Origin of the sequence: Fodinibius saliphilus (assembly GCF_005869845.1) — a bacterium.
Classification (GTDB): Bacteria; Bacteroidota; Rhodothermia; order Balneolales; family Balneolaceae; genus Fodinibius; species Fodinibius saliphilus.
Genome location: NZ_VAWF01000002.1, coordinates 164,534 through 180,569 on the forward strand (window position 1 = coordinate 164,534; position 16,036 = coordinate 180,569).

The window sequence follows — 16,036 nt, forward strand, 5'->3', positions numbered from 1 at the left end:
AGCCCGGTCATAGCATTTCCGGACCGAGCGCCTTATTAATTACTATTATATCCGTTAAGAGATCAATTTTCCGAAGGCATATTTCCATTCTCCATATCTTCGATAGATTTCTTCATATCTTCAAATGCCTTCGAAGCCTTGAATTTGGTATAGAGCTCTTCATCTCTGGAAAGAGTATTTTGAAGCGCCTCATCAAGTGCATTAGCAGCCTCTCCAATTGGCATTCGCATTAAAAGAATAACCTCATATTTATTTCCGCTATCCGTCTTTGTAAAGTGGCTCTTATGTACCTCTACTCCACTGAGTTTCTGCTGTGCCACTGATTTTGATACATCAGTAAAAACCTGGCGATAATTACTGTCTTCACCGGCCGTAGTCTCTTCAGAGAAGTTCTTTTGCATGGTACTCACTTCTGCCTGAATTTTTTGTGCTATTGCAGCATCACCGTTATTCATAGCCGAGGTACGTGCAATTCGTCGCCTCGAAGATGTAGCTTCTCCAATAGCATACATATACTCACTATCACTGCTTGGTGGATTCATATACCAGTTAGGTAAATTACTTTCCATTTCAGTGTTTTCTGATACCTCCTTAGAGCTGCTACAACCTAAAAGTAGCATCCCTGACATAAAAACTGCTAGTATTATTTTTAACTTCATAATGGTCCCTTGTTTATTTGATGATTGAGGTTATTTTTTCAAAATGATCTTAAAAAAAGCTACTCCGAATAATTATTTTTACAAATCTAATATTAAAACTGCACATTATTAAATTGATAAAATTCTAATACTATTTTATCGAAAGCAATTCTTCGTTAATAAAAACGGGGAACTCTGAAGATATCTTTTGTTGGATTGCCTGAGTAGTACGTTCTTTAGCATTGGCTTTATTCATCCCTCCTTCGCGCCCCCGCGCAGAATATGTACTAAAATAACTACCGGTTTCCCTATTTTGAGCTTCTACCTGAAAAGACCACTGCAAGAATTTGGCATTTTTACGTCCCATATCTATAGGCTCCATCGTTAGGTTAAGAGCAATCTCAACTACCGAATTCTCGGGAGTCTGTGAAATTGTGAACCCTTCATTTTGTAACTGACGATTTAGCGTTGAGCTGACTTCTTGGGGGATTTCTTCACCTACTATATAAACAGTACATTCTTTTTTCGCATCTCGATAGGCCTGGGAGATAGCCGGCACAGACATATCCTCACCAATCCCCTGGGTAGTATGTGAGGTTAGCACCGCTCGTTGATTAGCCAGCATTTTGTTCATTCGGGCATTCATTAATGCTTGCTTCATATAAATCAGCTGTTCCAGCTTACTTTCTGTTTGGGTAGCCTTTTTTTGAAAAGACTTAATAGCACTCTGCCTCCTGTTAATCTCTTCAGTATATAATTGAGAAGTTTTCATTCTGTCCATGACGGCCAAGGCATAATAAGTTCCATTATCGGCCTCATAAACTTCTTTGACCTGTACATTTTTCATTTGCTGATCAGATTCAATATTTGAATCTGTAATCAAATATGTACGCTCCTTTACTTTTGTTTCCCCCGTAGAGCTACTGGTTTCCTCAAATTCCTGAACCGTATTTTCATTCACCTCTACCTCTGAGACAAATATTTTTGCAAGGTTAGCATGCGCCTGATTTTTAGCTTCCTGGCGAGAAATAGCCGACCCTACTGCCATCAAATATTGCTGATTACTAAACTGCTCATCTGGGTTATTCACCCATGTTGGCAACTCTTTACTACTACTTTCGCTCTGAGCCATCGTTGCACAAGAACTACTGATCATTGCCATCAACAACAAGAACGAAAATGGAAGCAGCAACAACGAACCAAGTTTTTTAATGGTCATAACCATAAACCTATAATATTAATTAGAATAAATTGATGTTACCGGTTCTAGACGTTCACCATCACTCAGGGTAACTGTTTTTTTCTCTGAAAAAAGTAGTTCACCGCTAGTCGCATAATAATTAAAAGCTACCTGATGCTTTCCCGGAGGTAATTTGAAGAGTGTAGTATGGACTTTGCCGGGCATAGTTTGCCATCCCCGCAAGTCTGCCTGCTCAGAAGCTTCTCTCACCTGGCCTGCCAAAAGCCCGACAGCATCAGCCAACAGTTCACCACCTTCTTCTTCCGCAGCATCAGATACAGCATCTTCTCCTACCGACTTCAAAATACCACGAACCGTTGCCCGTGCCACAATAATAGGTTTTTTAATTTTAAAAGTCTCCCGAGCCACCTTATCCATCTCTTCAATCATCGGAAGCGACAAACTGGTAGTATCATTAATCACCACCTCTACATTTGTCACTTGCGAAGGCTGCATATCCAATTTAGGAATAGCAATCTTTAGTCCTGTTTGGTCACCAACTGATGGAATAACCAGGCTATTATCCACTTTTTTCGGCCCATTACCACAAAAAGCAGTAAAAACCATATTATATTGGCTAGGATCATCGATTTTGTTAAAAGTGGAGTCGAATTGCACACGAGAATCCGGTAACATCTGATGGTTTTTAATAGCTCCTTTTAACTTTTCTAATTCAATACGTGCATCATCTGGTTTGTCTGATTTAGCATAGAGTATCCCTGAAAGGTAACGTCCAAAAGGGCTATCATGAATCTGTGAGGTACCGGCCTTCCACTCAATCTCCTTACTGGTCGTATCAGCCTTACTCATTGAAGTTGCGAGGTCACCATATTTACTTTCTGCTTGCTCTAGCTTATGAACAATGCGACGAGCTTCAATAAGAGCACTCTCATACTCACCCATCTCTAAATAGCTCAAACTTTTAAAACTATTTAGATACACATCTTCATAAACTTCACCATTGTAGGCTAGTTCGTTATCATTCAATAAAAAGGCTTTGAGCCCCATCTTCATGCTTTTAGTGAAGAACTGATCCATATACTCTTCTGCATTTGAAAAAGCCTCTACACTCTCTTCATGATCTCCCTGGAAAAAATCTATTGTACCCATTTCAAGGGCGTATATTACCCTGTCCTTGTCTTGGTATATTTCATTATCTTTCAATGAATCTGCAATAAACTCAGCGCGCTCGTAATTACCCGCATTAAAATGAGTGCGCATCTGCTTTTGCCCACTTACAAGTTTTTGTGACGTACAGTTTGTTACCAAAACAGAAATGCAAATTGCAAACAACACTCTTGATAGAGAATAGTATTCCCTCATAGCCTTATAAATTTTATAAAACTTATAATTTTTAAATATGTGATAAAATCACACCCCTATAATAAGTAGGCCCCACACACTGCCTAAAGTATTACTGCTAGTGCATCTCAGATCTTTTACAAATTGATAAATATTAATCTAAAGACACAGCTAGGATGCACTTAGCTTTTATACCCTTAAGAACCAACTAAAACTATTCTTCTGTTACCACTTAACCTTATCTCGCTGAACCAACTTTTTAATTTCTTTATCTTCGATCCAAACCTTTTGGTTTTTCTCTACATCAATAAGCTCTAATGTAACTTTATAAAACTTAGCTGCTTTTGTACCATCCATGCTCTGATCAACGTTCGCATCAATATTACCTACCAGCATGTAATCGGCACCTAACTCTTTTGCTAAAGAAGCAGCCGACTCAAAAGTAGCATGCTGTTGCTGATCCATTCGTTCTTCACGGATTTGCTTTCGCTGATCTGCATCGGCGACCATGCTAACCTTCGGGCTATTAACAATAATTTTTTCTATCTCTTTAATGAAAATATCGGTTTGAATATGCTCCATGGTATTATTGTTGATATTCCCGACAATAAGTACCGGTTGGTCACCTGCATTTTGCATCCAACCTGCAGAAAGAATATTGGTAGTCATCTTATCAGCTACCCGACGTGCATCGGTATCATTCCATTTTCCTGATAGATCTGTCTGTGTATCAGAGTCAACCCTTGTCACCTTACTGCTGGTACTACAGCTGATGGCAAATAGTGTAAAAAATAGAATTACTGCAACTTGTATACTTTTCATAGAATCACTCTTGAAATTTATATTTTATTTTACCCCGGTTAAGAAAAAACACATGATTTTACTTTTTTTCAAATCAAATACGAAAACAAATCAGGTGCCATTCCATCCTGACAAATGAGTGGATTAAAACTTTCATTTGAATACTAGACTCTCTTTACACAACTTTTTGAATGTTGTATGAGTCGTTTTATTATACCATCTTTTAATGTAATCAGCATCCAGGGAGCTAAAAAATAACTAAGTAACAACAACGGGATTACTTTCATGAGAAGATTACCATCCAGCAATAAACTTTTACTTTTTCCACTCTTTTTAATTCTATTCTCAATAGTTCTTGTTAACAAAAGCAAGGCACAAGAAACGTTCGAAGAATGGAAACAAAATTACCTCGAAGAGTTCCAGAAGTTTCAAAATAAATATGACAAACAGTTCCATAAAACGCTGCAGAAAGAATGGAAAGAATTTGCAGCAGAACGCAGTCCGGAGTTCTATAACACCCCCAAACCGGATATTATCCCAACAGTAAAAAGAGAAAAATCGGATACTCCAAAAACAACCGTTGAACTGGAGCAACCTAGCCCCAACAAACCTAAGACTACTACCCTATCTAAAACTGAAAAAAAGAAGAAAACGCAGAAACCATCCTCCGATCAAAAAAAGCAAAAAGTAACAGATACCGGTGTCTCAAAGACTGGTATTACACCCACTTTTGAACCCAATGTTAAAAAAGCAAAAGTACAAGAAAACAGCCTCACCTTTTTCGATATCCCTATACAATACAAGTACTATACTGCCTACAAAAAACAGATGCAGAACGAGGTTGGACAAAATGCGATCTCAAAATTTTGGAAACATTTAAGTACCAAAGACTATCCTTCCTTTTTAAAGCAAGTGCAGCAAATACGTTCACAACTATCCCTTAACGACTATGGGTATGCTCAATTACTGTATAATATTGGAAATCAAATTTATGGGAGTCAAACACCAGAATCCACGCTCTTTACCTGGTTTATGTTAACACAATCGGGCTTTGGTACCCGTATCGCCTATAATAAACAGCAAGTATACCTACTTATTAAGGTAGCACCAGACGTTTTTAAAACAACCTATTTTCCTATTGACGGATCCAAATTTTACGGATTAAATCTAAGTGGCTCCCAATCTGATCTGCCTTCCAACCTATTTACCTATGAAGGCAGTCATCCTAAATCAAAAGAAAAAGAATTAAGCCTGTTCTTTACCAAGCGACCGGCCTTGCCAGGAGAACAAGAACAGCGATCTTACAGCTTTAGCTATCGCGATACCAGCTACACTTTTAAACTTCCTATTGATAAACAGATTGTCAATTACATGAAGAACTATCCAAAGGCCAAACTGGAGCTATATTTCAACAGCCGGATTGATGGGCCCACCCATAAAGGCCTACTCAATGCTCTTAGGCCCCTTTTAGACGACAAAAATGAAGTAGAGAAAGCAAATTTATTACTTAGTTTCGTTCAAAAAGCTTTTAAATACCAGACCGATCAGGAACAGTTCAATGTTGAAAAAAAGATGTTTCCTACAGAAACACTTTATTATCCTGCCAGTGATTGTGATGACCGCACAATTCTATTTTCCTATTTAATAGAACACCTTACCAATCTGGATTATATTATTATTCGCTATCCGGGACATTTAACTCCGGCCGTACATTTTCCGGACACACCACCTCAAGGTCCCAAAGTAGACTCTCCAATTAGCTATAACGGTAAGGCATACTATGTTACCGACCCAACGTATATCAATGCTAATGCAGGTATGATCATGTCCAAATATCGCAGTACTCCACCAGCCGAAACCTTTGACTTCTAATGAGACCTACTTTTCAAATTCGATAAACGCCTCTTCAATATTTTGGGGCTTTGGGGTAAACCGGCTTACCGCCCAGGTAGCCAATAAACTCAGGGCAAATGCAGGGATAAGTTCATAGAGATTATTTTTCAAGACAGGTATATAATACCACACCACTGTAACCGATGTGCCGGTAAACAGACCTGCAAACACCCCTGCCTTGGTTGTACCCTTCCAGTAAAGAGCCAAAATAGAAGTAGGCCCTATAGCGGCTCCCAAACCTGCCCACGCAAACAGTACCAGCCAAAACACCAATTCTTTTGCTAACAGGCTAAAAATGAGGGCAATCCCTACCAGCAACACTACAATAATACGACTATACAGCACTAACTTTTTTTGTGGGATATCCTTGCCCTTTTTAATAATACGATCATATATATCCCGGACTACCGCAGAAGCAGCAACCAATAGCTGAGAATCTGCCGTAGACATAATAGCCGCAAAGATTGAAGCAATTACAATCCCAAACAAAACAGGGGAAAGATGTTCCTGCGCCAAGGCGGGGTAGAGATTTTCGGTATCTGCCACAGGTAACATTTCAACTTCCGGAAAATAGATCCGACCAGCCAAACCGATAAAAAGGGCACCCCATCCCATTACCACATTCCAAATTGTTCCGACAATAGCAGACCAGCGCAACTGTTTTGCATCATCAATGGCCATATAGCGCGAAAGAATATGAGGGTTGCCGGGAGAGCCCAACCCTATCCCCAGAAACCCGAACAAGCCTCCCATGGTAACAGCAAAAGGGTCAACCAGCCCCACCTCCATAGTTATCAGCTCTGATAATACCAATTGTAAACCTCCGGCCTCCCATATTGCGATAAAAGGTAATACCACCAAGGCGAATATCATAAATATTGCCTGAAACATATCCGTTAAACTAACGGCTAAAAAACCGCCTAAAACCGTATACACCATAATAATAGCAGCCGATATATAAATACCGGAAGCCTGAGTGATACCAAAGCTGGAAGCAAAGGCCTTACCCCCGGCCACAAACTGAGCCGAAACATAGCTGACCATAAAAATTAGAAAAACCACCACTAAAGCGATGCGTAGTGATCCATTTTTGTCATTAAACCGTTCGGCAAAAAAGTCTGGGACCGTTATACAGTTATATGTTTCTGAAAAGTTACGTAGTCTACGTGCGTAGTAGAGAAAAAGAAACAGCTCGACCGTTACATAGCCCACTACTGCCCAGACAGCCGAAGCCCCTTGTGAATAGGCCATTCCTGTTACGCCTACCAACAGCCAGGCACTACGACCCGATACTACGGCCGATAGGGCGATAACAAAACGGTTCATTTTTCGACCGCCAATAAAAAACTCACTAATCCCCTCAGAAGAAAAGCGTGAAGAGTAGATACCGATTCCCAGGAGTATTAATAAGTAGCCAACAAAAGCTGCTACAGCATACTCATTTACAGCAATAGAGATAACTTGGGATTCATCCATTATCCCTAAATTTTATTCGATACGAAAGCACAATCGCCAATGCGACGATTGTTACAGGAACACCAAACATCATCAAATAAAATCCAAACATGTAACATTTATTTTTGACAAACGTACTCTAAGTTGGTCAGGTATCAAGAGGCTCGCAAAGACGATTATTCCTGTGATACCTGGCTTAAGGCTGCATTATATTCCTGTAGCTGAATATCCCTAAAGTGAGGCCCCGACACCCATCGGGGCTTTTTTATAAACTATGGGAAAATACCCATCTGCTCGTACATGATACCCACCTTATTGATAGCACTCAAAAAGGCAGCTGTACGTAGATCGATATCATGTTCTTTTCTCAGTTCGTTTAATTCTTTATAAGCATTGATCATTGTTTCCTCAAGACCGGAATCAACCAAATCGTATTCATCTGCTCCACGAGCAAGCCTTCCCATTTCAGCTTCTGTAAACGTCCGGTTTGAAATATTTTCAATCTCATTCAGAATCTTGCGATAACTGCTCTCCTCAAAACGCTTTTCCATACGACCAAATCGAACGTGGGATAAGTTTTTAAGCCATTCAAAATAAGAGACCGTAACGCCACCTGCATTCAAATAATTATCCGGAATAATCAGAGCACCTTTCTCTTTCAGAGTTTGGTGAGCCTTAGCTGTGGTAGGACCGTTAGCAGCCTCTGCAATTATTTTCGCCTGTATTTCCGAGGCATTATCTTCATTAAGTTGGTTTTCTAGAGCAGCGGGAATCAAGATATCGCATTCAGCCTCAAGTACTGATGTATTATTTTCCAGTTCTTTTGTATTCTCAAAACCAATAATTGAACCAGTCTCTTCGCGGTATGCTACCAGTTCTTCCAGGTTAATACCATTTTTATCATAGATAGAACCCTCAATCTCAGCAACCCCAACCATTTTTGCGCCGCCCTCAATCATATATTTAGCAGCATAATAGCCTACATTACCAAGGCCCTGAATAATAAATGTCTTGCCTTCCAGACCTTGCTTAAGGCCAAGCTCTTCCATATCATTTTTATTACTACAGGCCTCACGAACACCAAAATACACTCCACGTCCGGTTGCTTCTGTACGCCCTCGAACTCCGCCCTGAGGAATCGGCTTACCGGTTACGCAAGCTTCCGCATTGATATCTGACTTGAGCTGACGATAGGTATCCAATATCCAGCCCATCTCCCGCGCGCCGGTTCCATAATCAGGTGCCGGCACATCAGAACCAGGCCCAAGAAATTCTTTTTTGATGAGTTCATAGGTATATCTGCGTGTGATCCGTTCAATTTCAGCATCCGAAAAGCGTGATTTATCAATCTTTATGCCTCCCTTAGCTCCTCCAAAAGGCACATCCACAACAGCACATTTATACGTCATCAATGCTGCCAAAGCCATCGTTTCATCTTCATTAACAGTCATACTAAAACGAATACCCCCCTTTGTCGGCAGTTTGTGATGACTGTGCTCAACACGCCACCCATGAATCACTTCGATAGAGCCATCATCTCGTTCCAAGGGGAATGTTATATGATAGACATTATTACATATTTTTATTTGATCAAGTAAACCTTGATTGTAATCTGAAAATTCAGCTGCAATATCAAAAGCACGATTAACCTGGGCAAAAAACTTATAATCAGACATATATAAAGTTCCTCATTTAACAATGAATTTAACGTCCATTGCTACTTATTAGTGATTATGGAATGACAGACAATCGCAATATTCTAAGAGAGTATCAAATAGATTTAGCAAAACTACTTAGTTGAACACGGCAGAATGGATACGTTTCCAGTCTTTGGGCATACCATTGGTTTTCATCAACACAACATTCTTAACAGTGAATCGGATGTAAAACGTTCTTCCCATTAAATTCAGTAACCGTTCCTTTTCCTTTTGAGTAAGATCACCGTATAACAAACTTAGATGCGGCATATAACCTTCCCCATTATCATTAAAAAGGCGTTGTGCTTTTTTATGAACCTCGTTCAGCGTTTCAGACTTCTTTACATGAACAAAAAGCGACTGATAAAACGTATTTTGATAACCGGCCCTGGTAAGCTCTAACTCAAATGGATGTACAGAAGAAGCTAGTGTATTTGTCAGCGTTATCGATTCCGTCTCTGATAGGTTAATACTTCCAAGCAAAGTAACATGAGGCGAAAAGACAGGAGTATCATGTTTTTGACTTAGCTTTTTGATGCGCTCTTGAAGTTCATATGCAATATCGCCAGTGGGCTCAAACCATAGTGAATACTCAGCCGAATCTGTCATCATACCCTCCTCTTTATTAATAAGAATATAAACCTCTTCCCTGCAAGCTAAGAGAGTTTTATTAATCATTCAATGGCAGATACAAATGTAGATGGTCAGCCGTTCCAACATGTCGAATACTTTCCAGGCCTAGCCCTTCAAGGGTTGTAGCCAGCAGCCAATTCTTCCATTCCGATCTTCCTTTGGTTCGCAAATCTACGGCGTGTACGTATCCGTCTTGCTGCACAAAATGCAAAGAGTGTTTTCTTTGGGGCAACCCCATCTTTATATAATCTTCTGGCCTACGCTGTATGTCTGTTACTAAAATATCACTGTCGGCAAGCGTTGCTGTAGAAAGTGCTACGCGCATGATAGGATGTAGCGATCGATAGTAACTGCTTACCTGCTCGGTTTTGGCATTGAGTTCTGAAAAATACAGCAATCCGTAGAGGGTATATGCAGCCACAAGCAATGCAATAGCACCCTGTACATACCTATTCAAGCGCCACCCACTGCTGAATCGAATCTTTAGAAATAGTGCATAACATAACAAGAGCAGTATGGTTGCCAGTAACCCACCCCCGAGCGCCAACCATCCATCAAAATGATACCTACTATACAAATACACAGATGTTCGAATTAATAAAAAGAATGGAGCAACAAAGCTACAAACCACAACCGCTATATATAATATAAACTTCGTTGCGATGTTCGAAGAGTAAGAGCTGGATTCAGAGGGAAAAGGCTCTCCTTTCTTTTCTTCGAGATCTGCTAACTGCCGGTCGAACTGGTTATTTAGCTCAGCAAGCTCACTGGTAGATAGCTTCTTGTTTGAATCTACTGCTGACATAATATATGGTGACTTCTGAAAATTGCTTAGCTTTTTCACGTTTTATATGACAGCATAGTTACAAAATAAAAAAGGGTCCCGGTAAAAACCGGAACCCCGTACATCTCATCACAATCCCTATTGGAATGTAAATAAAAGGAATCAACTTGTCATATTGATCCTCAATAAATATTCTTAATGAACTTAAAACCCTTGCCAGACAGTATATTAAGGCTTAGTGAGATAGAATGCAGTGTTTGTTCTTCTTCTGGGTTAATGAATCTCTTCGCTTTGCTGGTGAAACACATTGAGTATAAACAAGATTGAAAGGCTCCCCAACATAGCAAATAAAAAACCTCCGGGAAGTTGCAAAGCAATGGTAACACCACCCATTACTAACGAACCTGCAACACCAGCTGCAAGATTTGGCACCATATCAATCGTTGTATTCCACATGGCAAGTTTTGCTATTGCCCCTATGACCATACCCAATGCAATAAGCCAAAAAATTGTTGTCCCGTCTAAAACTTCCATTCGTCAAATATTGTTTGAATTATAGAATTTATTGACTCAAAAATAACTTTTTTTATCTGATTTTGGAACTGAAATCTGGATCCCTATAAAATCGGAAATCTTCTGTATTTTAAAGCAGATTCTGATTTATATATTAGCGTGATGGAACAAACCGATATCCGGAAAATTATACATATCGATATGGATGCTTTTTATGCATCTGTTGAGCAAAGAGATTTCCCCGAATATCGCGGGAAGCCGGTAATTGTCGGGGGGTCTCCCGAGGGCAGGGGAGTCGTAGCGGCCGCTAGCTACGAAGTTCGTAAATTTGGTGTACACTCTGCAATGCCTGCTGCTAAAGCAGTTCGGCTGTGTCCTCATGCCATTTTTGTGAAACCCCGCTTCGAAGTATATCGAGAAGTTTCGAAACAAGTTCGTGAAATATTCTTTGAATATACCGACCTTGTTGAACCACTTTCCCTTGATGAAGCCTACCTTGATGTTACTGAAAACCATATCAACCTACCTTCTGCCACTCTTATTGCCAAAAAGATACGCAAGCGAATCAAAGAAAAAACAAGACTTACAGCTTCTGCAGGAGTTGCACCCAATAAATTTTTGGCAAAAATAGCTTCAGATTTGAATAAACCCGACGGACTTGCTGTAATCTTACCCGAAGATGCTGAAGACTTTCTTGAAAAGCTTGAGATTGGCGAGTTTCACGGCATAGGTGATGCCACAGAGGCAAAAATGAAATCGGTGGGTATTAATAACGGTCATGATCTTAAAAAGTGGTCCGAGATTGAACTGGTGAACACCTTTGGGAAAACGGGCCGCCATTACTACCGTATTGTTCGTGGGATAGACCGCCGGGAAGTAAAAAAGGATCGTATACGAAAATCCATCGGCAAAGAACGCACTTTTACCGAAGATATTGAGGATATGGGCTGGATACAGAATTTCCTGCGCGAGCTGGCCTCTAAAATATCACAGCGAATGACCGAGAAGAAAACGGCCGGCAAAACCGTTACTCTCAAGGTTCGATATGATGATTTTGAAACTATTAGCCGCAGCACCTCATTCAATCACTATATCCATAAACCTAAGGATATTGCCGACACTGCCATTTCCCTGCTCGATGAAACGGAAGTAGGGGAACGTAAAGTACGATTGCTGGGGATTACCCTCTCAAATCTTAATCTCAGTGAAAAAGGATATTTTAAACAACTTGAAATTCCATTTGAAGAATCTTCAAAATAGTGAACTATTTGGAGCTTCCCTTTTATAAAATAAATAGTTTCCTCTGTAGGTCTGTGTTCTTAACTTCCACCGTTTTTTAGAATTGACCCTTTTTCACATGAGCTACCAACTTTCCGACTTCGACTTTGATCTACCTGATGAAATGATAGCCCAGAAACCGGCACAACCCCGGGACCACGCACGACTGCTAGTCTACGATCGTGAAACCGGTAACATTGCTGATGATCGCTTCTATAACCTACTGGAATACCTGCCAACCAACACCACGTTGGTACTCAACAACAGTAAAGTTGAAAAATGCCGGCTTCTTTTCGATGAAGGAAAAAAAGAAATTTTTGTACTGGATGCCGTAAATAATACAACCATACGTGCTTTGGTTAGGCCGGGTAAAAAGTTTAAAAAGGGTCGCACGGTAGAACTTACCGATACTATTTCTGCAAAAGTACTGGATATTGATGAGGAAGGCATTCGAACATTAGAGCTAAATCCCAGCCTAGGCAAACCAGCCTATAACGAACACAAACATACCCCCTTCCCACCCTACATCGAACAAGATGAATCGCTTTCAGAAGAATACCAGACAGTTTATGCACAGGATCTGGGCAGCAAGGCTGCTCCTACAGCAGGTCTTCACTTCACTGATGAACTTCTTGAAAAAATAGAAGAGCAGGGCATAGAAGAAGCAGAAGTAACCTTGCATGTGGGACTCGGTACTTTTGCCCCCGTTAAAACGGAGACCATCGAAGAACATACCATGCATTCGGAATGGTTTGAAATCACAAAAAATACCGCCCAACAACTAAATAGTGCCACCCATAGAACTGCCGTTGGCACCACTAGTGTACGCGTGTTGGAATCTTGCCTAAAAAAATACGACCGATTTCGTGCCACCGATATGGATACAGATATATTTATCCGGCCCGGATTTGAATTCCAAGCTACCGATGCTCTTATCACCAACTTTCACTTACCTAAAAGTACGCTACTAATGCTGGTTGCCGCTTTTACTGGCTACGAAGAAATGAGAAAAATATACCAGCATGCCATCGATGAGGAATATCGATTCTATTCCTTTGGCGATGCCATGCTGATACTTTAATAATATGGATCAACTGATTGGTTTAGCCCTCATTTTTGAGCATAACCCAATGAACAGATTACAAGAAACTTAGCTGTCAGGGTTGTCCTGTTGCTGTTGTTGCTTCATCTGATCTTGCATTTGGCTACTATCAACCATTTTGATCTGGTTTTTGAGCGATGTTGACAGCTCTTCGACATCATCTTCGTCCAGCACTTCATCAATGCTTTCGATGCCTACCTTGTTCAATAAGTTGTAAACCATACGGTTGAACAACATTTGCTGAGCCGCAGAGCTTAACTGCATCAACTGCTCTTGTGGAATCTGTGCGCCAGACAGCTTCACTTTATTCATCACCGGCTCAAGCAGCTTTTCAACCTTCTTCGACATTTGCTTCTCTAACTCCTTGGCATCAGTGTTTTCTTTACTTGTCACTTCATTGCCATTAGGATCAACTAATTTCATATCAAATCTTTATTTGTTTTAGTATTGCTTCACGTTTTGAACAACGAACCGAAGGATATCGTTTATATCGCCATTAATCAATTAAAACAGTGTTTAAATGTCTGATACCAAACTATTGTTTCCTCCATTCGACCGGACAGCTTAGTTGACAATTAGATTAATAATAAATAGTTTAATGTTGAACTATATAAAATAAAGTTAATATACTCACAGCATGGCAACCACTCTTAAAAAGACTACAAATAAAACTGACATCAAATACCCCATTCATGATCTATTACAAAAGCGGTGGAGTCCACGTGCATTTTCGGACAAATCCATAGAACCTGAACTACTAAAACAGCTTTTTGAAGCCGCCCGCTGGGCCCCATCTTCATACAATGAGCAGCCCTGGCATTTTATTGCTGCTCGCAAAGAAGATGAAGAAGCATTCAAAAAGCTTTCAGCCGTCATGAATGATTTTAACCGGGGCTGGGCTTTAGCCGCTCCTGTGCTGGTATTAGGGCTCACAAAAACTACCTTCGAAATGAATGAAAACTCCAATCCCCATGCCGGGCATGACCTGGGACAGGCCATTTCACACCTTACTTTTGAGGCAAGTCGTCACGATCTCTATGTGCACCAAATGGCCGGCATACTTCCCGACAAAGCCCGGGAGATCTATGATATTGCAGAAAATGTTGAACCGATGACGATGTTTGCTATCGGTTATAAGGAAGCAGCCTCACAGCTTGATGACGGTCTCCAAGAAAAGGAACAAGCACCCAACGAGCGTAAACCTCTTAGTGATATCCTTACCCTCAATGCAGGTTGAAGTAGATCAGATAATGATAAAAGGTAAGCCCGGGATATATCCTGGGCTTACCTTTTGCTCTACTTTTTTAGGTGCCACCTATACCTACAATAAATCCCCTCTTCAAAAGAAGTAAATAAAGAAATCATTGATATTCTTTATTAAAAAATAGTGCCAACAATCCTAAATTTACCTGTACCATACACCTTTCAGGCTAGATGGGTAGAAGCCCGCTTGTGAAAAAGTTCTGGCGACATTACACAAACCAACTGGTATTAAGATTACCCCAAAACCGCTTCTTAATCTCTGTGGTCTGCGTCGCTATCTAAATTTTTATCATTCATTTTCAGGTATAACACGCACAATACCATTATCGCCCTCAGTAGCTATATAAATATAACCATCGGGACCCTGTTTTATATTTCGAGTTCTGCCTATATCACGCAAAACGATCTCTGTATCTGTCACCGTATTATTTTTCACCTTACAATGCACGATATAACCAAACTTTAACGACCCCACCAACAGATCGCCCTTCCATTCCGGATATTTATCACTGGTTACAAATGTCATCCCTGAAGGAGCAATAGACGGATCCCAATACCACTCAGGTTGTTCCATTCCGGCCCTCGCCGTATCCTCAGCAAACTCGGTACCGCTATAGTTAATGCCATAACTTATAATAGGCCATCCATAATTATTACCCGCTTTTATAATATTAACTTCATCACCACCACGAGGACCGTGCTCATGCTCCCACAGCTCTCCCGTTTCTGGATTTAGTGCCATCCCCTGCGGGTTACGAATGCCGTAGGCAAAAATAGCATTCTTTGCATCAGCTGAATCCACAAAAGGGTTATCTTCGGGAATACGGCCATCATCGTGCAGGCGATATATTTTACCAGCATCACGTGTAATATCCTGGGGATTTACATCTCTATTACCACGATCACCAATCCCAAAATAGACATAGCCTTCATTATCAAAAACGATGCGGCTGCCGAAATGCTGACCCCGTGTAGTATTGGGCTCAGCTTTGTAGAGCATTTCTTTATCTATGAGCTCTGTACGCCCCTCATTAAGACGTGCCCGCATCAATGCCGTATTGGCACCACCACCCCCTTCGGGACTGGAGTAGGTAATATAGATCCAGCCGTTTTGCTCATAATTGGGGTGAAGCGCAATATCGAGCAGTCCGCCCTGGCTGCGGGCCCAGACCTTGGGTACCCCGGCAATAGGCTCGTCGCGCAGTTTCTCATCATTATAAAGCCATAAATCCCCACTGCGTTCCGTAATTAACATCGTACCATCGGGCAGCCAAGCCATACCCCACGGCACTGATATCTCTGATATAATAGTCTCGGTACTAAGAGCATTCTTGTCCTGGGCTACACTACAGTTGGCAACAGCAACGGTTATAATCATAATTACTACTGCCACCCATCGTCTTTGAGCATTATTCTTCATGGTTTTCAAGAGTCTTA

Annotated in this window: 15 protein-coding genes; 4 read left to right on the forward strand and 11 right to left on the reverse strand. The window is 40.7% G+C overall.

Annotated features, from left to right (window positions below; all coding sequences use genetic code 11):
* Positions 1–62: 62 nt before the first annotated feature.
* The 4 genes from FCN14_RS08735 to FCN14_RS08750 form a co-directional block, all read right to left on the reverse strand.
* Positions 63–659, reverse strand: a complete 597-nt coding sequence (locus FCN14_RS08735) for an LPP20 family lipoprotein (RefSeq protein ID WP_138430897.1) — start codon at positions 657–659, stop codon at positions 63–65.
* 130 nt (positions 660–789) lie between these two features.
* Entirely contained in the window at positions 790–1,857 is a 1,068-nt protein-coding gene (locus FCN14_RS08740; RefSeq protein ID WP_171032862.1) for an LPP20 family lipoprotein, read from the reverse strand.
* An 18-nt stretch (positions 1,858–1,875) separates the two neighbouring features.
* Positions 1,876–3,099 carry a COG3014 family protein gene (locus tag FCN14_RS08745; protein ID WP_138430899.1) on the reverse strand — a complete coding sequence of 408 codons (1,224 nt, stop codon included), beginning with the start codon at positions 3,097–3,099 and terminating at the stop codon, positions 1,876–1,878.
* A 306-nt stretch (positions 3,100–3,405) separates the two neighbouring features.
* Entirely contained in the window at positions 3,406–4,002 is a 597-nt protein-coding gene (locus FCN14_RS08750) for a penicillin-binding protein activator LpoB (protein WP_138430900.1), read from the reverse strand.
* 264 nt (positions 4,003–4,266) lie between these two features.
* On the opposite strand from FCN14_RS08750, the gene FCN14_RS08755 reads away from it, so the two are divergent.
* Positions 4,267–5,853, forward strand: a complete 1,587-nt coding sequence (locus tag FCN14_RS08755; RefSeq protein ID WP_138430901.1) for a hypothetical protein — start codon at positions 4,267–4,269, stop codon at positions 5,851–5,853.
* A 6-nt stretch (positions 5,854–5,859) separates the two neighbouring features.
* On the opposite strand, the gene FCN14_RS08760 is transcribed toward FCN14_RS08755, so the two are convergent.
* From FCN14_RS08760 to FCN14_RS08780, 5 genes are all read right to left on the reverse strand, one after another.
* Positions 5,860–7,350, reverse strand: a complete 1,491-nt coding sequence (locus tag FCN14_RS08760) for a sodium/proline symporter (protein WP_138430902.1) — start codon at positions 7,348–7,350, stop codon at positions 5,860–5,862.
* Positions 7,351–7,601: 251 nt separating this feature from the next.
* Positions 7,602–9,005, reverse strand: coding sequence for a Glu/Leu/Phe/Val family dehydrogenase (locus FCN14_RS08765; protein WP_138430903.1), 1,404 nt, complete (start codon positions 9,003–9,005; stop codon positions 7,602–7,604).
* A 117-nt stretch (positions 9,006–9,122) separates the two neighbouring features.
* On the reverse strand, positions 9,123–9,704 hold the full coding sequence (locus tag FCN14_RS08770) for a 2'-5' RNA ligase family protein (protein ID WP_138430904.1): 582 nt from the start codon (positions 9,702–9,704) through the stop codon (positions 9,123–9,125).
* A complete protein-coding gene (locus FCN14_RS08775) occupies positions 9,697–10,464 on the reverse strand; it encodes a hypothetical protein (RefSeq protein WP_138430905.1) in 768 nt (255 codons plus the stop codon). Before FCN14_RS08775 ends, FCN14_RS08770 begins: the two co-directional genes overlap by 8 nt.
* A gap of 252 nt (positions 10,465–10,716) precedes the next feature.
* Positions 10,717–10,977, reverse strand: a complete 261-nt coding sequence (locus FCN14_RS08780; RefSeq protein WP_138430906.1) for a hypothetical protein — start codon at positions 10,975–10,977, stop codon at positions 10,717–10,719.
* 141 nt (positions 10,978–11,118) lie between these two features.
* On the opposite strand from FCN14_RS08780, the gene dinB reads away from it, so the two are divergent.
* Positions 11,119–12,216 (forward strand): DNA polymerase IV, encoded by a 1,098-nt coding sequence (gene dinB / locus FCN14_RS08785; RefSeq protein WP_138431275.1) that lies wholly within the window; start codon positions 11,119–11,121, stop codon positions 12,214–12,216.
* Between the two features lie 97 nt (positions 12,217–12,313).
* A complete protein-coding gene (queA, locus tag FCN14_RS08790) occupies positions 12,314–13,315 on the forward strand; it encodes a tRNA preQ1(34) S-adenosylmethionine ribosyltransferase-isomerase QueA (RefSeq protein WP_138430907.1) in 1,002 nt (333 codons plus the stop codon).
* A gap of 69 nt (positions 13,316–13,384) precedes the next feature.
* On the opposite strand, the gene FCN14_RS08795 is transcribed toward queA, so the two are convergent.
* On the reverse strand, positions 13,385–13,759 hold the full coding sequence (locus tag FCN14_RS08795) for a hypothetical protein (RefSeq protein WP_138430908.1): 375 nt from the start codon (positions 13,757–13,759) through the stop codon (positions 13,385–13,387).
* A 214-nt stretch (positions 13,760–13,973) separates the two neighbouring features.
* Here FCN14_RS08795 and FCN14_RS08800 point away from each other — a divergent pair, with 214 nt between their 5' ends.
* On the forward strand, positions 13,974–14,573 hold the full coding sequence (locus FCN14_RS08800) for a nitroreductase family protein (RefSeq protein WP_138430909.1): 600 nt from the start codon (positions 13,974–13,976) through the stop codon (positions 14,571–14,573).
* Between the two features lie 315 nt (positions 14,574–14,888).
* On the opposite strand, the gene FCN14_RS08805 is transcribed toward FCN14_RS08800, so the two are convergent.
* Positions 14,889–16,019, reverse strand: a complete 1,131-nt coding sequence (locus FCN14_RS08805; protein WP_138430910.1) for a PQQ-dependent sugar dehydrogenase — start codon at positions 16,017–16,019, stop codon at positions 14,889–14,891.
* Between the last annotated feature and the right edge of the window lie 17 nt (positions 16,020–16,036).

Excerpts from the sequence above, each read along its gene's own strand:
- dinB (WP_138431275.1), top strand. The coding sequence starts at position 11,119 with ATGGAACAAACCGATATCCGGAAAATTATACATATCGATATGGATGCT.
- queA (WP_138430907.1), top strand. The coding sequence starts at position 12,314 with ATGAGCTACCAACTTTCCGACTTCGACTTTGATCTACCTGATGAAATG.
- FCN14_RS08750 (WP_138430900.1), bottom strand. The coding sequence starts at position 4,002 with ATGAAAAGTATACAAGTTGCAGTAATTCTATTTTTTACACTATTTGCC.
- FCN14_RS08805 (WP_138430910.1), bottom strand. The coding sequence starts at position 16,019 with ATGAAGAATAATGCTCAAAGACGATGGGTGGCAGTAGTAATTATGATT.
- FCN14_RS08775 (WP_138430905.1), bottom strand. The coding sequence starts at position 10,464 with ATGTCAGCAGTAGATTCAAACAAGAAGCTATCTACCAGTGAGCTTGCT.
- FCN14_RS08765 (WP_138430903.1), bottom strand. The coding sequence starts at position 9,005 with ATGTCTGATTATAAGTTTTTTGCCCAGGTTAATCGTGCTTTTGATATT.
- FCN14_RS08800 (WP_138430909.1), top strand. The coding sequence starts at position 13,974 with ATGGCAACCACTCTTAAAAAGACTACAAATAAAACTGACATCAAATAC.
- FCN14_RS08755 (WP_138430901.1), top strand. The coding sequence starts at position 4,267 with ATGAGAAGATTACCATCCAGCAATAAACTTTTACTTTTTCCACTCTTT.
- FCN14_RS08745 (WP_138430899.1), bottom strand. The coding sequence starts at position 3,099 with ATGCGCACTCATTTTAATGCGGGTAATTACGAGCGCGCTGAGTTTATT.
- FCN14_RS08760 (WP_138430902.1), bottom strand. The coding sequence starts at position 7,350 with ATGGATGAATCCCAAGTTATCTCTATTGCTGTAAATGAGTATGCTGTA.
- FCN14_RS08795 (WP_138430908.1), bottom strand. The coding sequence starts at position 13,759 with ATGAAATTAGTTGATCCTAATGGCAATGAAGTGACAAGTAAAGAAAAC.
- FCN14_RS08770 (WP_138430904.1), bottom strand. The coding sequence starts at position 9,704 with ATGATTAATAAAACTCTCTTAGCTTGCAGGGAAGAGGTTTATATTCTT.
- FCN14_RS08735 (WP_138430897.1), bottom strand. The coding sequence starts at position 659 with ATGAAGTTAAAAATAATACTAGCAGTTTTTATGTCAGGGATGCTACTT.
- FCN14_RS08740 (WP_171032862.1), bottom strand. The coding sequence starts at position 1,857 with ATGACCATTAAAAAACTTGGTTCGTTGTTGCTGCTTCCATTTTCGTTC.
- FCN14_RS08780 (WP_138430906.1), bottom strand. The coding sequence starts at position 10,977 with ATGGAAGTTTTAGACGGGACAACAATTTTTTGGCTTATTGCATTGGGT.